At 35.3% G+C, this 19,502-nt stretch carries 9 protein-coding genes; 2 read left to right on the plus strand and 7 right to left on the minus strand.

The features are described from left to right. Nucleotides 1–6,341: DUF7507 domain-containing protein (locus V1468_RS13080; protein ID WP_331810680.1), on the minus strand; the 6,341-nt coding region annotated here is incomplete at its 3' end. Nucleotides 6,342–6,813: 472 nt separating this feature from the next. Here V1468_RS13080 and V1468_RS13085 point away from each other — a divergent pair. Both V1468_RS13085 and V1468_RS13090 read left to right on the plus strand, forming a co-directional pair. Continuing rightward, nucleotides 6,814–8,403: a peptide chain release factor 3 gene (locus V1468_RS13085; protein WP_331810681.1), complete on the plus strand. Its 1,590-nt coding sequence runs from the start codon at nt 6,814–6,816 to the stop codon at nt 8,401–8,403. A 140-nt stretch (nt 8,404–8,543) separates the two neighbouring features. Further along, a complete protein-coding gene (locus V1468_RS13090; RefSeq protein WP_331810682.1) occupies nt 8,544–8,774 on the plus strand; it encodes a (4Fe-4S)-binding protein in 231 nt (76 codons plus the stop codon). A gap of 328 nt (nt 8,775–9,102) precedes the next feature. Here the strand turns inward: V1468_RS13090 and V1468_RS13095 are convergent, their stop codons facing one another. The 6 genes from V1468_RS13095 to rplA form a co-directional block, all read right to left on the minus strand. After that, complete coding sequence (locus V1468_RS13095) at nt 9,103–9,420, minus strand: DUF3467 domain-containing protein (RefSeq protein ID WP_076617118.1); 318 nt, start codon at nt 9,418–9,420, stop codon at nt 9,103–9,105. A 94-nt stretch (nt 9,421–9,514) separates the two neighbouring features. Next, complete coding sequence (gene rpoC, locus V1468_RS13100; RefSeq protein WP_331810683.1) at nt 9,515–13,816, minus strand: DNA-directed RNA polymerase subunit beta'; 4,302 nt, start codon at nt 13,814–13,816, stop codon at nt 9,515–9,517. A 76-nt stretch (nt 13,817–13,892) separates the two neighbouring features. Further along, nucleotides 13,893–17,705: a DNA-directed RNA polymerase subunit beta gene (gene rpoB, locus V1468_RS13105; protein ID WP_331810684.1), complete on the minus strand. Its 3,813-nt coding sequence runs from the start codon at nt 17,703–17,705 to the stop codon at nt 13,893–13,895. 122 nt (nt 17,706–17,827) lie between these two features. Next, entirely contained in the window at nt 17,828–18,205 is a 378-nt protein-coding gene (rplL, locus tag V1468_RS13110; protein WP_278003926.1) for a 50S ribosomal protein L7/L12, read from the minus strand. 60 nt (nt 18,206–18,265) lie between these two features. Next, nucleotides 18,266–18,787: a 50S ribosomal protein L10 gene (rplJ, locus tag V1468_RS13115; protein ID WP_243472579.1), complete on the minus strand. Its 522-nt coding sequence runs from the start codon at nt 18,785–18,787 to the stop codon at nt 18,266–18,268. 19 nt (nt 18,788–18,806) lie between these two features. Beyond that, nucleotides 18,807–19,496, minus strand: coding sequence for a 50S ribosomal protein L1 (gene rplA / locus V1468_RS13120; protein WP_243472580.1), 690 nt, complete (start codon nt 19,494–19,496; stop codon nt 18,807–18,809). Nucleotides 19,497–19,502: the final 6 nt, after the last annotated feature.

The raw sequence follows: 19,502 nt of genomic DNA on the forward strand, positions 1-19,502 counted from the left end.
TATTCTACCGTATCCCCTAAACTTGCTCCGACTGGGGCAACGTCATTGGTGATCGCTACGGTCTTAACCGCCTCGATACTTGGGGACTCTATTCCGTTAACAGTTTCACTCTCATCATTATCAACAGGTGTATCTCCTGAACCATCATTTGTTGTATCAGCAGAACCATCAGCTTCAGCTGTATTTGTATATGAACCATTATCTAAATCTGTTTGTGTTACTGTGTGGGACACTATATATGTCCATGTTTCACCAACATCTAAAACTCCATCATTATTACCTGGAGCATCTACACCTCTAACTGGTGCTGCATCTGCTGTGGCATCAACCATTGTAGGACTGTAAACATCAACATTACCACTATTAGTTAATGTTATTGTATAATTAATCACTTCACCTACAGCACTATATTCTGTTGTTGAAGGATTTCCGTCTATATCTGCAAATGTTTTAACGGTTGTAATGCTAGGATTGATAACACAACTTGTTGCTATACCAGGGTCTGTAACAGCTGCATTAGTTCCTATAGAATAATCTACACCTGTTTCAGTAACTAAACCATTATTCGCATCTACTGAAGCAGGATCTGGCTCTCCAAATTGTCCACCATCTGAACCTGAAACAAATGGGTTGTCATAAGCTTCATTTGCATCTGGACACCCATCACCATCACTATCTGTATTTTGAAAATCGTAACTTCCATCAGATAATGTGTCTACAGGAGCGGTTGCCTCAGCAGTATCGTCTGCACCATTTCCATCACCATCATTGAAACCTGTGTCATTAGAGTCTAAAATTCCATCATTATTAGTATCTAAAGCTCCATTTCCAGCTTCATCAATATCATAGATTCCATCATTATCAGAATCTAAATCAAAGATATCATCAACACCATCTCCATCTGTATCTAAACCAAGACAATATTCAAATTCATAGAATTGTAATTCTACATCACCTACACTTCCATCTTGTTTACCAACTGTAACAATTATCTCTGTAACTGGACCTTGAACTTCAATTTGTATACTATTGAATGGTGCATTAGCATTTGCAGAAGAACCAGTAACAGCACTTTGTCCGTTAATAGTTAAGTTTGCACCTACATTAATATCTGAAATATTTACTGGTATATTCTGAGCACCATTGGTTGCAACAAAATCAGCTCTATCAAAGTCATCTATTCCACCTACTTTGAAGTTTACATTGTAAACAGGTTGAGTAAATGTAAAGTAATAATTTACAACTTCACCATTTGGAAAATCTGTACCATCTGGTATTGTATTAATGTATTCTCCATCAGGAGCAATAGCACCATTATTCTGGCTAGATACTCCTCCATTCCATGCAACACCACCTCTTAATTCATATCCAAAAGTTACACTTGCTCCATTATATGGGAATAAATTTGGGATATACTCTGGATTAAAATTAGAACCTGTTGCATCTGCAAAAGTTTGTCCCAAAGCTACTGGACCTGAAGAACAATCTAGTTCATATATATCTAAAATTCCATCGTTATCATCATCTGCGTCACAGATATCTGAAACGTTATCACCATCGTTGTCATCGTTTCCTGAAATAGTAGCATCACATGGGTTACATGCAGGTGAAAGTAATGGATTGGTAACAGCAGTATTTGTACCAATACTGTAATTGATTTCACCTTCTACTACTAAACCATCTGCATCTACATTTGCTGGATCTGGCTCACCAAATTGTCCGTTATCCGAACCTGCTGCTGTGACATTACCATATGCTTCATTTGCATCTGGACATCCATCACCATCACTGTCTGTGTTTTGATAATCGAAACTACCATCATTTAAGGTATCTATTGGTGTAATTCCTGTTCCTGCAGTTGAAGGTATACCTGTTAAAGGATCTACAGCGCCATCAGCCATACCATCATTATTTGCATCTACTCCACCTACTTCATCTACATCATATATACCATCATTATCTGAATCTAAATCTACAATATCATTAACACCATCTCCATCTGTATCTACAGCCACACAATATTGCATTTCATAGAACTGTAATTCTACATTATCTGCTTCATCTCCATCTTGCTTACCAACAGTAATTACGATTTCTGTTACTGGTCCATCGACTTGTATAGCTATGCTATTAGCTGGAGCATTTGCATTTGCTGATGCACCTGTAACTGCGCTTTGACCATTAATTGTAAGGTTTGCTCCTACATTAATATCAGAGAGATTAACCGGTACATTTTCAGTACCATTAGTTGCAAAAAAATCAGCTCTATCAAAATCATCAAGACCGCCTAGTTTAAAATTAACATTATAAACCGGTTGTGTGAATGTGAAATAATATCGAACGACATCGTTTCCTGGATAGGTTGTACCATCTGCAATTGTATTTATATATTCTCCATCTGGTAATATAGCAGGATTATTTTGGCTTGTAACACCACTAAGATTCCATGCAGATCCACCATATAGCTCATAGCCAAAAGTGACACTTGCACCTCCATAAGCATAAATGTTAGGAACATATTCTGGATTAAAATTTGACCCAGTATTATCAGAAAAAGTCTGACCTAAGGCTAATGGTCCTGAAGCACAATCAATATCATTACTATCTAAAATACCATCATTATCATCATCTTGATCACAATAATCACTAACTCCATCACCATCGGTATCTAAGTTACCCGAAGCTACGGCATCACATGGATCTATATATTGAACGACAATGGTTGCTATTGCAGAATCACATACGGTATTGTCTGCTTGTAAACATATTGTATATTCAACAAAATAAGTTCCATCAGGTGTATTAGGCGGTACAACTATAGTACCGTTATTATTAATATTAACACCTGTCATACCACCATCATTACTTATGCTAATATTATTTGAGATATTACTATTTGTAGCAGCAACACCATTAGCTAAATCTGTACCGCTTCCATTATCTGCAAATACACTTGGTGTTGTTGAACCAGGTATTAAGCTATTTATAGGAGTCGCTGAAAAATCATCATCATTAGCTATAATTGTAAAACAACCTGCAATAGTTGAATTATCTGTAACCGCAGAATTTGTTCCTAAAGAATAATCTACTCCTGCTTCTGTAACAAGACCGTCTCCGTCTACTGATGCTGGATCTGGTTCACCAAATTGACCATCATCACTTCCTGCTGCTGTATTAGTACCATAAGCTTCATTAGCATCTGGACATCCATCTCCATCACTATCTGTGTTTTGGAAATCGTAACTTCCATCACTACCTGTATCTATAGGTGTTGTAGCTTCTGCTGTATCATCTGCACCGTTACCATCTCCATCATTAAAACCAGCATCACTACTATCTATAACACCATCTCCATTTGTATCTAAAGCGCCATTACCTGCTTCATCTACATCGTAAATACCATCGTTATCTGAGTCTAAATCTAATTGGTCTGGAATTCCATCATTATCAGTGTCAATTGATACACATTCTAAGTAAACACCAAAAGCAAATCCTTGTCCTCCTTGACCTACTTGTCCTGCTACATTAATTGTTACCGTCAAATTTGATGTGTTGTTACTTCTTAAGATTGGTACACCTGCGCCTGTATTATTATACTCTACTATATTTGTATTAACACCTGATATATTATAACCTGTACCAAAAACACTTTCTATGAGCTCCCAATTTTCTCCATCCGTCAGGATACGTTGAAATTCTTCATCAGGAAAAGCAATATTGTTGGTCTCTTCGGTATCAGCAAAAATAATGTCAGGACTATACGTAAATCCATCTGCAGAAACAGCTGTAAAAGCAATATCAAATCTTATGTCGTTATTATCACCAGGACCTCCAAAATTAGCAAATATTGAAGCACCTGCTAAGTTGTAGTCAGTTTGTAACCTAGCACCACCAAAAGTATTAAAATCACTTAAAAAATAATCTGACGGACCATTACCATTATCTGCACCATAAGTAGCAGACTCGGTAATGTTTAAATCTTCAACATTACTAATTACCGCAGTAATAGTTCCACCATCTGGTAAAGTAAGTATAGCTGTATCACCATTATCTATACCATCGGCTAAATCGGTACCTGTCCAACTTAGCCAGAAAATTTCTGATGCAAAATCACCTGATCCAACTGTTGAGTTACCCAAAGTTATCGGTGTACAATTTTGTTCGAAAACATCTAGAATTCCATCATTATCATCATCCTCATCACAGGCATCGCTAATACCATCACCATCTGTATCTGTATTTCCTGAAGCCAAAGCATCACAGGGATCAACAAAGCTTCCGTTAATGGTAATTATTAAATCTGCTGTTGATGTGCTTCCTGAATTATCAATAGAATCTATTAACGTATAAGGAATAGTGTCTACTAGTGTTGAACCTACAGGCAGATTAGCTACTGTAGAATTAAAAGGATCTACATCATACGTATAAGAACCATCTGAGTTAATAGTAATAAAGCCATACGTTGTTGCTATAGTGGTACCAACATTTGTATCGACACCAAAAACCTCTGAAACGCGAGGCACATCTGTAGCTTGCCACAATAAATCGGTTATTGCCGCTATTTGTGTACCTTGATCTGGTACAGTAACATCTGGACCATAATTATATTCTAAAACAACCTGATCTACAGCACTAGGAAAGAAGAAATTAATATTACCATGTGCATCGTCTGCAGGTACAGAGCCTGTACCGTGAAATGTATTACTTGTCTGAATAACAGAACCTGAGACTTGAGCATTATAAGTTACTGGAACACCACCTAAAGTTGCTGTAACAGTTATTTGATCTTGCCATGTATTGTTCTGAGAATAGTCTATATCTGAGGCAGTAAAGGATAGACTTACCACAGGATTATCAAAATCTATAATTGTTGTTGTTGATGCCACTGGGTTTGTTGCACCATCAATAACATAACCAAAATATCCTGTATGACCACCATTTGTTGCTGTTTGATACACTACTTGGTTTTGATCCGCTACACCAATATTATCTGGATCTGTTGAAGTAAATGTAATGGTGATACCAGTAGTTGCATCTGTTCTACTTTGACCATCAACAGGTGTAGATATATTCGCAAAAGGACCAGTTGTTGTAAATTCGTTTTCCCATATAAAATTGGCAAAAGGTCTATCTGTATTATCTGGACCATTCCCATCATCATCTGTTATAACATTACCATTTGCTGAAGGCATTGACCCTACGGTTACTGAGTTGTTATTATCAGTAGCTACAGGAGGTTCTGTAACTCCATTAATTGTTATAGTGATGTAGCCGTAATCGATAAAACCTAAATCATCGGTAACAGCGTAAGAAATAACATCCTCTAAAATTTCACCATTTCTTATCCCTATTACAGCTATATTATTAACATCAACCTGATATGAATAGCTTCCGTCACTTAAAACAGTGATTTCCCCGTATGTAGAGGAGAATGGATTATTTACTGCTGCAGTATAACCATTTACTTCAAAAATGGATAGAACATTTCCTGGACCAGATGAGGCGTCAGTATCATTAGACAATAAATTTCCTGTAACTGGTACTACTGCATCTGCTGCAATAGCATCAGTATCATCAACTGCTAGCGGCTCATAACCTACATTAATATTAGACTGAGCACTAAGTGAATTATCTGGATCTGTTATAGTGACTGTCATCACTCTAACTCCCTCTGTTAAAGGTGTATCTTGATGACCGTAAAGAAAACCTGTTAAAAAAGTATTGAAATCTGCTACTGGAATTGGATTACTACCAACTTCAGTAATTATAAATTGTGTGTTTGTTGGATGTGTAACGGTAAATGTAGTTCCACCAGCAACTACAGTTGCCGTGACACCTGTGCTTCCTAAATCATAAAGCGTATTAAAAGTACCTGCAGGTTGATCAAATAATGCTACCCATTCTCTAGTGCCATCAACTGCACCAGTAAAATTTATCTCTGCCTGCGTAAATGTTCCAGTACTTGTTGACACAAATGCACCTGGCTCTACAGTTGCTCCTACCAACCCAGGTGTTGGCCCTGTATATATATTTGCATCAGTACCTGCTCCTGCCCCATTAAGGTCTACTGTAGTGACTGCTCTGTAAGCTAATTGACCAGATGATGTTTGAAATCCTCCATAAAAGCTTTTGAGACTTTTTCGTATTCTAGCTTGGTCATATTCACCATCACAAAAATTATGAAAATTACGTTCATAATTTATTGTTGGAATCTGACTAGATGTATTAGAATTTACCTGAGCATTAATCTCAGTATCAAACATGAAAAGAGCAAAAACAGACACAAGTAAAAACTTGTTTAATAAATTTTTGCCAAATGAGAATCGGGTAGAGATTTTCATATTATTATATAGTTTTAGTATAATTCAATTTTATTTGATGCAATTACAATTCAATTTTATCGATTAAAAGCAAATATATTCGACAAAATGTAAATAACAAATTATTTTGTAGGGTTTTTCTATTTAAATAAACCCCTTTAATTTAATATATTATTTAATAACATTCTAAAATGTCTACTATCATCTATAAAAATTCTAAATAATTAAGAGAAGAGATTCGCTATTAATCAACCTCAAATTTTATTTAGCAAGTACTTAAATCCAAATTTCTGTGAATGTGAAAAACATTCTAAAGAAACATTTGATTTTCTTTCGAAATATAATTACAAAATTACCAAATAGTTAAACTTCTATTTCTCTTTTAGCTGAACGACCATTATTTTAAGTTGAGTGGAAAGCACTATTCGATGAATGGTAAATTTTTAGCTTCAAAATATGAAGTAATTACTATTTTTGCACCTTTAATCAATATATGAGTTTTAAGGAAGAAATAAATAGGCGAAGAACATTTGGAATTATATCACATCCAGATGCAGGTAAAACTACTTTAACAGAAAAACTGCTCCTTTTTGGTGGTGCTATACAAGAAGCTGGGGCTGTAAAAAGTAATAAAATAAAGAAAGGGGCTACGAGTGACTTTATGGAAATAGAACGTCAACGTGGTATCTCTGTTGCTACATCGGTGTTAGCTTTTGAATATAACGGCATTAAAATCAACATTTTAGACACACCAGGCCATAAAGACTTTGCTGAAGATACCTTTAGAACTTTAACAGCTGTAGATAGTGTTATAGTGGTTATTGATGTTGCCAAAGGTGTTGAGGAACAAACCGAAAAATTGGTTGAAGTTTGTAGAATGCGCAACATTCCGATGATTGTTTTTATTAATAAACTAGATCGCGAGGGAAAAGATGCTTTCGATTTGTTAGATGAAGTTGAACAAAAACTTGGTCTAAAAGTTACTCCTTTAAGTTTCCCTATTGGTATGGGTTACGATTTTAAAGGCATCTACAACATCTGGGAAAAGAATGTTAATCTTTTTAAAGATGACAGCAAACAGCATATAAACGATACTGTTGAAATTTCTGATTTAAATTCTGAAGAATTAGATGAACTTGTTGGTAATAAAGCAGCACAAACTCTAAGAGACGAGATAGAATTAGTAGAAGGCATTTATCCTGAATTTGATAAGGATGCTTATTTAAAAGGGAACTTACAACCTGTATTTTTTGGTTCTGCCTTAAATAATTTTGGTGTACGCGAATTGCTAGATTGTTTTGTGGAAATTGCACCAAAACCAAGACCTAAGCAAAGTGAAGAACGCCTTGTACAACCTGACGAAAAACAATTCTCTGGTTTTGTGTTTAAAATTCATGCCAATATGGATCCAAACCATAGAAATAGGTTAGCATTTGTAAAAATCGTTTCTGGGGAATTTAAACGTAATACTCCATATTTACATGTAAGACATAACAAGAAACTTAAATTTTCTAGTCCAAACGCCTTTTTTGCTGAAAAGAAGGAAATTGTGGATATATCTTATCCTGGTGATATTGTTGGGTTGCAAGACTCTGGAAACTTTAAAATTGGAGACACATTAACAGAAGGTGAAGTGCTTAATTACAAAGGTATTCCAAGTTTTTCACCAGAACATTTTAGATACATTAATAATGCTGACCCAATGAAGGCTAAGCAACTTTATAAGGGTATTGATCAGTTAATGGATGAGGGTGTTGCGCAGTTGTTTACATTAGATTACAATGGTCGTAAAGTCATTGGTACTGTTGGAGCGCTTCAATATGAAGTTATTCAATATAGGTTAGAACACGAATATGGTGCTAAATGCACTTATGAAAACCTTAATGTACATAAGGCGTGCTGGGTACATACAGACAATGAAAAGAGCGATGAGTTTAAGGACTTCTTAAGAGTGAAACAACGTTATTTAGCTAGAGATAAGCAAAATCAATTGGTCTTTTTAGCCGATTCGATGTTCACCCTACAAATGACACAACAAAAATATCCGAGTATTACTTTTCATATGACATCTGAGTTTGAATAAAATGTAAGAAAGTTTTTCATTTTAGTTAAATTATAATGTTTTTTGTCGATATTTTTTGCGTTTAAACGATGTTTTGATTACTATTGGATAGTAATAATTTTATCTTGTAATAAGATTAACCCCAAACTAATCTACTTATTATGGATGTAAATGCAAACATTTTCAGTAACAAGGAAATTACTGTAACCTATGAACCAAGTTGTTGTGTAAACGCTGGTATTTGTGCTAGACAACTTTCTGAAGTGTTTAGAAATTCTGTGATTCCATGGATTGATTTAGATGCTGCAAAAACAGATGTGATTGTAAACCAGATTAAGAAATGCCCATCTGGTGCGTTAAAGTATCATCTTAATCAAAAAGATGTAGCTTAAGACTTACTTTATAAGTAATAAAAAATCCTTGCAGTGTTTTAATGCAAGGATTTTTTATTTTCATTAGATTTTCTTGTCTAAAACAGCTAAAAACTAATTTAAAGCGATTTAAGACATTTAAAATAAAATTCAATACTATCTGATATAAATTCTTTTAAAAGACACTTGAAGCAATAAAATAAACTGAATTACAATTGTTTTTATAAATACAAAACACTCCTTAAATAGAGGTATTCAATAAACCATTATACCTGACCTGTTGGTCCGAAATTTAGTGGAATTGGTAGTTGCTCCCCTAATAAATGTCGAGCAACCTCAAACTCTCAATTTAAGCCTGACCTGTTGGTCCAAAATTTAGTGGAATTGGTGGTTGCTCGTAATCTTTGATTTCACCATGAGCTTTTTCAAATCGCGCTACATTATCTCCTAAAGCTTTAAGTAAACGCTTAGCGTGCTGTGGTGTTAAAATTATTCTAGACTTTACCTTACTCTTAGGTGTACCAGGCATAATACTCACAAAATCAACTACAAACTCTGAAACAGAATGATTAATTATTGCTAAGTTAGAATATGTACCCTCAGCAACCTTTTCGTCTAACTCTATATTTATTTGTCCTTTTTTTGGATTCTTTTTTTCTTCTGACATATGTATTTAATTTAAAATTAAAAAGCCTTCAAACTTTTAAAGAATGAAGGCTTTTATTTATTTAGAGTCCTACCTTCGTAGGACAAACAAACTTCTAGTTAAAGTTCATTTCTTCTTTAGCTTTCATCATTTGGTCAAATTCTTCTTTAGAACCTACAATAATGTTATCGTAATCTCTAACACCTGTACCAGCAGGTATTCTGTGTCCTACAATTACATTTTCTTTAAGTCCTTCTAAAGTATCAACCTTACCATTTACAGCGGCTTCGTTAAGAACCTTAGTAGTTTCCTGGAACGATGCTGCAGAAATAAATGACTTAGTCTGTAATGAAGCTCTTGTTATACCTTGTAAAATAGGTGTAGCAGTCGCTGGTTGAGCATCTCTGGCAGTTACAAGATTTTTATCTTCTCTACGCAAGATTGAATTTTCATCTCTTAACTGACGTACAGTTACTATTTGACCTGATTTTAAATTCTCAGAATCACCAGCATCTTCAACGACTTTCATTCCGAAAATCTTATCATTTTCTTCTATGAAATCTGATTTATGAACTAACTGATTTTCTAAGAAAATGGTATCACCAGAATCAATAATTCTAACTTTACGCATCATCTGTCTTACAACAACCTCGAAGTGTTTATCGTTAATTTTTACACCTTGTAAACGATATACTTCTTGTACTTCGTTCACTAAGTATTGTTGTACAGCTGCTGGGCCTTTAATGTTAAGAATATCGTTTGGCGTTACAGAACCATCAGATAATGGCATACCTGCTTTAACAAAGTCATTTTCTTGAACAAGAATTTGACTTGATAACTTCACTAAGTACTTCTTAATCTCACCTAATTTAGACTCGATAATAATTTCACGGTTTCCACGCTTAATTTTACCAAATGAAACAACACCATCAATCTCACTTACAACTGCTGGGTTAGATGGATTACGTGCCTCAAATAACTCAGTTACACGAGGAAGACCACCTGTAATATCACCAGCCTTAGCAGATTTACGTGGTATTTTAACTAAAATCTTACCTATTTCAATCTTATCTCCATCGTCAATCATGATGTGTGCACCAACAGGTAAGTTGTAAGAACGGATAGTTTCACCTTTAGAATCTTCAATTAATAAAGTTGGAATTAACTTCTTATTTCTAGATTCTGAAATTACTTTCTCTTGGAAACCTGTTTGTTCATCAATTTCTACTTGGTAAGTTACACCTTGCTCAATGTTTTCATACTTCACTTTACCAGCAAATTCTGAAATAATTACACCATTATATGGATCCCACTGACAGATTACATCACCTTTCTTCACCTTATCGCCAGGCTTAACGAAGATATGAGAACCGTAAGGAATATTATTTGTACTTAAAACAATACCTGTTTTAGCATCAGTTAATTTTAATTCTGAAGTTCTAGAGATAACAACATCAACTTCGTTTCCTTCGTTATCTTTTGATTTTACAGTTTTAAGATCTTCTATTTCAGCAACACCGTCAAACTTAACTGTTAATTTATTTTCTTCTGAAATGTTACCAGCAATACCACCTACGTGGAATGTACGTAATGTAAGCTGAGTACCAGGCTCACCAATTGACTGAGCGGCAACTACACCAACAGCTTCACCTCGTTGTACCATTTTACCTGTAGCAAGGTTGCGACCGTAACATTTAACACAAATACCTTTTTTAGCCTCACAAGATAATGGAGAACGTACTTCTATAGATTCGATTGCTGAATCACCAATTTGTTTAGCAATTGCATCATCAATATGTCCGCCTGCTTCAACAATTAATTCTTCAGTTAATGGATCGTAAACATCGTTTAATGATGTTCTACCAACAATTCTCGCTTCTAATTTTTCTACAACTTCTTCATTCTTCTTAAGTGCAGAAACTTCGATACCTCTTAATGTACCACAATCTTCTTCGTAAACAATAACATCTTGTGAAACATCTACCAAACGACGTGTTAAGTAACCTGCATCGGCAGTTTTAAGAGCCGTATCTGCAAGACCTTTACGAGCACCGTGAGTAGAGATAAAGTATTCTAAAATTGAAAGTCCTTCTTTAAAGTTTGAAAGAATTGGATTTTCAATAATTGAACCTCCGCCTGAAGTAGACTTTTTAGGCTTTGCCATTAATCCACGCATACCTGTTAACTGACGGATCTGTTCTTTAGATCCACGAGCTCCAGAATCTAACATCATAAATACAGAGTTAAATCCTTGTTGATCTTCACGGATACGTTTCATAGACAATTCTGTTAATTCAGCATTTGTCGATGTCCAGATATCAATTACCTGATTATATCGTTCGTTATTAGTAATAAGCCCCATGTTATAGTTACCCATAATACCATCCACCTGCTTGTTGGCAGCGTCAATCATAGCATGCTTTTCTGCAGGTATGATAATATCACCTAAACTAAATGATAATCCACCTTGGAAGGCAAACTTATAACCTAAAGTCTTAATTTCATCTAAGAACTCAGCCGTTTCTGGTACAGAAGTAACTTTAAGGATATTACCAATAATATCTCTTAAAGATTTCTTAGTTAATACCTCATTAATATAACCTGCTGCTTCAGGCACTTTTTCATTGAAAAGTACACGACCTACAGTGGTCTCAATAATTTGGTTAGTTAACTCGCCTTCTTCGTTAAAATCTTTTGTTCTTACTTTAATACCTGCGTTAAGATCTACTTTCTTCTCGTTGTAAGCAATAGTTACTTCTTCTGGAGAGTAGAATGTTAGTCCTTCACCTTTTACAGTAAAATCTTTATCAGTCTTACGTAACTTAGTCATATAATAAAGACCAAGTACCATATCCTGAGAAGGTACTGTTACAGGCGAACCATTTGCAGGGTTTAATATATTGTGAGAAGCCAACATTAATAATTGTGCTTCTAAGATTGCTTCAGGTCCTAATGGTAAATGCACCGCCATCTGGTCACCATCGAAATCCGCGTTAAATGCCGTACACACTAATGGGTGTAACTGAATCGCTTTACCTTCGATAAGTTTTGGCTGGAAGGCCTGAATACCAAGTCTGTGAAGCGTAGGAGCTCGGTTTAGTAATACTGGATGTCCTTTAAGAACATTCTCTAAGATATCCCAAACAACAGGCTCTTTTCTATCTATAATTTTCTTTGCAGATTTTACAGTTTTTACAATACCTCTTTCAATTAATTTTCTAATAATAAAAGGCTTGTAAAGCTCTGCTGCCATATTTTTTGGCAATCCACACTCGAATAATTTTAATTCTGGTCCTACAACAATTACAGAACGTGCAGAGTAATCAACACGCTTACCAAGTAAGTTTTGACGGAAACGTCCTTGCTTACCTTTTAATGAATCTGATAAAGATTTTAATGGTCTGTTAGAATCTGTTTTTACAGCAGATGATTTACGTGTGTTATCAAATAATGAATCCACAGATTCTTGTAACATACGCTTCTCATTACGTAAAATCACTTCTGGTGCTTTTATCTCAACCAATCTCTTAAGACGGTTGTTACGGATAATTACACGACGGTAAAGATCATTTAAATCTGAAGTTGCAAAACGTCCACCATCTAATGGCACTAATGGTCTTAATTCTGGTGGAATTACAGGAACAGCCTTCATGATCATCCACTCTGGTCTGTTCTCTCTATTTTCGTTAGACTCTCTAAAGGCTTCAACAACTTGAAGACGCTTTAAAGCTTCTGTTTTACGTTGCTTAGATGTTTCGTTATTAGCTTTGTGTCTTAACTCATAAGACAACTGATCTAAGTCAATTCTAGCTAATAAATCGATAAGACACTCAGCACCCATTTTAGCGATAAACTTGTTAGGATCTGTGTCTTCTAAGTATTGGTTTTCTTGCGGAAGAGATTCTAAAATATTAAGATATTCTTCTTCTGTCAAGAAATCCATTTTTTGTACTGGCTCACCTTCAGCATTCATTGCATTACCTGGTTGAATAACCACATAACGCTCGTAATAAATGATCATATCTAACTTCTTAGATGGTAATCCAAGAAGGTAACCTATTTTGTTTGGTAAAGAACGGAAGTACCAGATATGAGCCACAGGAACAACTAAGTTAATATGCCCTACTCTGTCTCTACGTACTTTCTTTTCTGTTACTTCTACACCACAACGGTCACAAACAATACCCTTGTAACGTATTCTTTTATATTTACCACAAGCACACTCAAAATCCTTTACAGGACCAAAAATACGCTCACAGAACAAACCATCACGTTCAGGTTTGTGAGTTCGATAATTGATAGTCTCTGGCTTTAATACTTCACCGCGAGAAGCTGCTAAAACAGATTCTGGAGATGCTAAACCAATAGAAATTTTATTAAATTTCTGTACTGTATTCTTATCTTGTTTTCTTGCCATGTTTTTATTTAGTATTCAGTCTCAGCCTCAGTATTCAGTTACTGCTAACTGAACACTGCGACTGCATACTATAAATTTATTCTTCTAATCTAATATCTAATCCTAAACCTTTCAATTCATGCATTAATACATTGAATGATTCAGGTAGTCCTGGTTCTGGCATTGGCTCACCCTTAACAATAGCTTCGTAAGTTTTTGCTCTACCAATTACGTCATCTGATTTTACAGTTAAGATCTCACGTAAAGTACTTGATGCACCATAAGCTTCAAGTGCCCATACCTCCATCTCACCAAAACGCTGACCACCAAACTGTGCTTTACCTCCTAATGGCTGTTGCGTAATTAATGAGTAAGGACCTATAGAACGTGCGTGCATCTTGTCGTCAATCATGTGACCAAGCTTAATCATATAGATTACACCTACTGTTGCAGGTTGGTCAAAACGATCTCCTGTACCACCATCATATAAATAAGTATGACCAAATCTTGGCACACCAGCTTCATCTGTAAAGCCATTAATCTGATCTAATGTTGCACCATCAAAAATTGGAGTTGCATAAGTTCTGTTTAACTTCTGACCTGCCCAACCTAATACGGTTTCATAAATCTGACCAATATTCATACGAGAAGGTACACCAAGTGGATTTAGTACGATATCTACAGGTGTTCCGTCTTCTAAGAATGGCATATCTTCTTGACGAACAATACGAGCAACAATACCTTTGTTACCGTGACGACCTGCCATCTTATCACCTACTTTTAGTTTACGTTTCTTAGCGATGTAAACTTTAGCAAGCTTAATGATACCTGCTGGTAACTCATCACCAACAGAGATTGTAAACTTCTCACGTCTTAATGATCCTTGAAGATCATTTTCTTTAATCTTATAGTTGTGGATTAAATCTGCAACAAGCTCGTTTGTATGATCATCTGTTGTCCATTTACCAGATGTTAAATGCGTGTAATCATCAACTGCATTTAACATTTTTAAGGTGTACTTTTTACCTTTTGGTATAATTTCTTCACCTAAATCATTATAGATTCCTTGTGCAGTTTTACCGTTAACGATATTAAATAGTTTTTCAACTAAAATTGCTTTTAAGTCATCAAAACGGTTATCATAAGCATCTTCTAACTTCTCGATATCTTCTTTATCTTGAGCTCTCTTACGCTTATCTTTTACGGCTCTAGCAAATAATTTCTTGTCGATTACAACACCATTTAATGATGGAGATGCTTTTAAAGAGGCATCTTTTACATCACCTGCTTTATCACCGAAAATCGCACGAAGTAATTTTTCTTCTGGCGTTGGATCAGATTCTCCTTTTGGTGTAATCTTACCAATTAAGATGTCACCAGGCTTAATCTCAGCACCTACACGAATCATACCGTTTTCATCTAAGTCTTTAGTAGCCTCTTCAGAAACGTTTGGTATATCATTAGTTAATTCTTCGTTACCTAATTTTGTATCTCTCACTTCTAGAGAGTACTCATCGATATGAATAGATGTAAAGATGTCATCACGAACAACCTTTTCTGAAATTACAATCGCATCCTCAAAGTTATACCCTTTCCAAGGCATAAAGGCTACTTTCATATTTCTACCAAGTGCTAATTCACCATTTTGAGTTGCATAACCTTCACATAAAACCTGACCTTTAGAAACTTTATCTCCTTTTCTAACTATTGGTTTTAAGTTAATAGATGTACCTTGGTTTGTTTTTCTGAATTTTACTAATGGATATTCTTTAATATCGCTATCAAAGCTTACCATTGCTTCTTCTTCTGTACGCTCGTACTTAATTACTATTTTTTGAGCATCTACATACTCAACAACACCTTCCCCTTCAGCATTTATTAATACTCTAGAATCTGATGCTACTTGACGCTCTAATCCTGTACCAACAATTGGTGCTTCAGGACGTAATAATGGTACTGCCTGACGCATCATGTTAGATCCCATTAAGGCACGGTTTGCATCATCATGCTCTAAGAATGGAATTAATGATGCCGAAATAGATGCAATTTGGTTTGGTGCAACGTCAGTATAGTTAACACTTGTTGGCTCAATAACAGGGAAATCACCTTCTTGACGTGCAATTACTTTATCGTGTTGAATTTTACCACTCTCATCAACATCAACAGTTGCCTGAGCAATCATCATTTCTTCCTCTTCCTCAGCACTTAAATATGTCGGAGCATTCTTAATATCAACAACACCATTTTCTACTTTTCTGTAAGGTGTTTCAATGAATCCCATTGAATTTACCTTAGCATATACACCTAAAGAAGAAATCAAACCAATATTTGGACCTTCAGGTGTTTCAATAGGACATAAACGTCCGTAATGCGTATAGTGAACGTCACGCACCTCAAAACCAGCTCTTTCTCTTGAAAGACCACCTGGTCCTAATGCAGATAAACGACGTTTGTGGGTAATCTCTGCTAACGGATTGGTTTGATCCATAAACTGAGATAACTGGTTTGTACCAAAGAAAGAATTAATTACAGACGATAATGTCTTAGCGTTAATTAAGTCTATTGGAGTAAATACCTCGTTATCACGAACGTTCATACGCTCACGAATAGTTCGTGCCATACGAGCTAAACCAACACCAAACTGAGAAGATAACTGCTCACCTACTGTACGTACACGACGGTTAGATAAGTGATCGATATCATCAATCTCTGCTTTAGAGTTAATAAGCTCAATTAAATATTTTATGATAGTTATGATATCTTCTTTGGTAAGAACTTGCTTATCCATTCCGATATCTAAACCTAATTTCTTGTTCATTCTGTAACGACCTACTTCACCTAAAGAGTAACGTTGGTCTGAGAAGAATAATTTGTCAATGATACCACGTGCAGTTTCCTCATCTGGCGGCTCTGCATTACGTAATTGACGGTAGATATGTTCAACAGCTTCTTTTTCAGAGTTTGTTGGATCTTTTTGTAATGTATTGTGAATAATTGCGTAATCTCCTTGTTGAGCACTTTCTTTGTGTAAAAGAATTGTTTTTACACCAGCTTCAAGGATTTCTTCGATATTATCTTTATCAATGATTGTATCACGGTCCAATACAATTTCGTTACGTTCGATAGATACTACTTCACCAGTATCCTCATCTACGAAATCTTCGTGCCATGTATTAAGTACACGTGCTGCTAGTTTACGACCGATTACTTTCTTTAATCCAGATTTAGAAACTTTTACTTCTTCTGCAAGATCAAAGATTTCTAAAATATCCTTATCACGCTCAAAACCGATAGCACGGAAAAGCGTAGTAACTGGTAATTTTTTCTTTCTATCAATGTAAGCGTACATCACACTATTGATATCTGTAGCAAATTCAATCCAAGACCCTTTAAAAGGAATTACTCTTGCAGAATATAACTTAGTACCATTAGCATGGAATGACTGGCTAAAGAATACACCTGGTGAACGGTGCAACTGAGATACAACTACACGCTCTGCTCCATTGATACAAAAAGTACCACTAGGCGTCATGTAAGGAATTGTACCTAAATAAACATCTTGAACGATTGTTTCGAAATCTTCGTGTTCAGGATCTGTACAGTATAGCTTTAATCTAGCTTTTAAAGGAACACTGTATGTTAATCCTCTTTCTATACACTCTTCTATGGTGTAGCGCGGAGGATCGATAAAGTAATCTAAAAATTCTAATACAAATTGATTACGAGTATCTGTAATAGGGAAGTTTTCCATGAAGGTATTGTATAACCCTTCATTTTCTCTTGCTTCTGACTTTGTTTCTAATTGGAAAAAATCCTGGAAGGATTTAATTTGAATATCCAAAAAGTCTGGGTAATCTGTTCTATTTACAATAGAAGAGAAATTAATTCTTTCAGCCTTTTTTGCTAACATTGATGAACGAGATTTTATTAAATAAAAACTAAAAAATGTATATAACGTTTATATACACAAAAGGGTTTAGGTCTTGGAGGGACTCTCCAGACCTAAACCATATGTTGTAGGTTAAGCTGAGCTTACTTAAGCTCAACCTCAGCTCCAGCTTCTTCTAAAGAAGATTTTAAGCCTTCTGCTTCGTCTTTAGAAACACCTTCTTTAATTGTACTTGGTGCATCATCAACTAAACCTTTAGCATCTTTTAATCCTAAACCAGTTAATTCTTTAACTAACTTTACAACTGCTAATTTAGAAGCACCTGCTGACTTAAGAATAACGTCGAATTCAGTTTGCTCTTCTGCAGCGTCTCCACCAGCAGCAGCTCCACCAGCAGCAACAGCTACAGCTGCAGCAGCAGGCTCAATACCGTACTCGTCTTTTAATATTGTTGCTAATTCGTTAACTTCTTTTACTGTTAAGTTAACTAATTGTTCTGCGAAATCTTTTAAATCTGCCATTTTCTATTGTTTTAATGTGTGTGTTTTTATTTTTATTTCTAAGTGTGTACTTGTTATAAATTATCCTTCTCTTTCAGATAATGTTTTAACTAAACCAGCGATTGTACCTCCACTTGATTTAAGCGCTGAGATAACATTCTTAGCAGGCGATTGTAGCAATGTAACAATCTCACCAAGTAATTCTTCTCTAGACTTAATTTCAACTAATGTGTCTAATAAATCATCGCCAATGTAAATTGCTTCTTCAATGAAAGCACCTTTCAATAAAGGCTTTTCAGACTTCTTACGAAATTCCTTTATAACCTTTGCAGGAGCATTTCCTGTTTCAGAATACATTACAGAAGTGTTTCCTTTTAGAGTTGTTGGTAGGTCACCGAAATCTTTTTCCGATGCTTCCATAGCTTTCTCTAAAAGCGTATTCTTTACAACAGCTAACTTAATGTTAGATTTGAAACAAGCTCTTCTTAAATTTGAAGTTGTTGCTGCATCTAATCCTGAGATATCTGTTAAATAGATATTAGTATTATCTGCTAATTGAGCAGTCAACTCTTCAATTACTACCGATTTTTCTTCTCTTGTCATAATATTCTAAGTTTAACTACTATCCTATTTTTGTGTCTATTGAGATACTTGGACTCATAGTACTAGACATGTAAATACTCTTCATGTAAGTACCTTTAGCTGCAGTCGGTTTTAATTTCATTAAAGTAGTTAACAATTCGTTTGCGTTACCAACTAGTTTGTCAGCGCTAAAAGACGCCTTTCCTATTGGAGCATGTACGATACCTGTTTTATCTACTTTGAAGTCAATTTTACCAGCTTTTACTTCGCTAACTGCTTTTCCTATATCCATAGTTACTGTTCCTGTCTTAGGGTTTGGCATAAGACCTCTTGGTCCTAATACTCTACCTAATGGTCCTAACTTACCCATAACGCTTGGCATAGTAACGATAACGTCAACATCTGTCCAACCGTCTTTAATTTTTTGTAAGTATTCATCTAATCCAACATAATCAGCACCAGCTTCTTTAGCTTCTGCTTCTTTATCTGGAGTAACTAATGCAAGAACCTTCATATCTTTACCTGTACCGTGTGGTAAAGAAACTACACCACGAACCATTTGATTGGCTTTACGTGGATCTACACCTAATCTTACTGCTAAATCTACTGAAGCATCAAACTTAGTGTATGTGATTTCTTTTAGTAAAGCTGAAGCTTCTTCTAAAGAGTAAAGTTTATTTTTATCAACTTTAGCTCTTGCTTCTTTTTGCTTTCTTGTTAATCTTGCCATTTGTAA

The organism is Winogradskyella poriferorum (assembly GCF_036553625.1).
In the GTDB taxonomy this organism is placed as follows: Bacteria; Bacteroidota; Bacteroidia; order Flavobacteriales; family Flavobacteriaceae; genus Winogradskyella; species Winogradskyella poriferorum.

What these genes read in the sequence shown, in the direction of transcription:
- rplA (WP_243472580.1), bottom strand. Translation starts at nt 19,496, where the DNA reads ATGGCAAGATTAACAAGAAAGCAAAAAGAAGCAAGAGCTAAAGTTGAT.
- rpoC (WP_331810683.1), bottom strand. Translation starts at nt 13,816, where the DNA reads ATGGCAAGAAAACAAGATAAGAATACAGTACAGAAATTTAATAAAATT.
- V1468_RS13090 (WP_331810682.1), top strand. Translation starts at nt 8,544, where the DNA reads ATGGATGTAAATGCAAACATTTTCAGTAACAAGGAAATTACTGTAACC.
- rplL (WP_278003926.1), bottom strand. Translation starts at nt 18,205, where the DNA reads ATGGCAGATTTAAAAGATTTCGCAGAACAATTAGTTAACTTAACAGTA.
- rpoB (WP_331810684.1), bottom strand. Translation starts at nt 17,705, where the DNA reads ATGTTAGCAAAAAAGGCTGAAAGAATTAATTTCTCTTCTATTGTAAAT.
- V1468_RS13085 (WP_331810681.1), top strand. Translation starts at nt 6,814, where the DNA reads ATGAGTTTTAAGGAAGAAATAAATAGGCGAAGAACATTTGGAATTATA.
- rplJ (WP_243472579.1), bottom strand. Translation starts at nt 18,787, where the DNA reads ATGACAAGAGAAGAAAAATCGGTAGTAATTGAAGAGTTGACTGCTCAA.
- V1468_RS13095 (WP_076617118.1), bottom strand. Translation starts at nt 9,420, where the DNA reads ATGTCAGAAGAAAAAAAGAATCCAAAAAAAGGACAAATAAATATAGAG.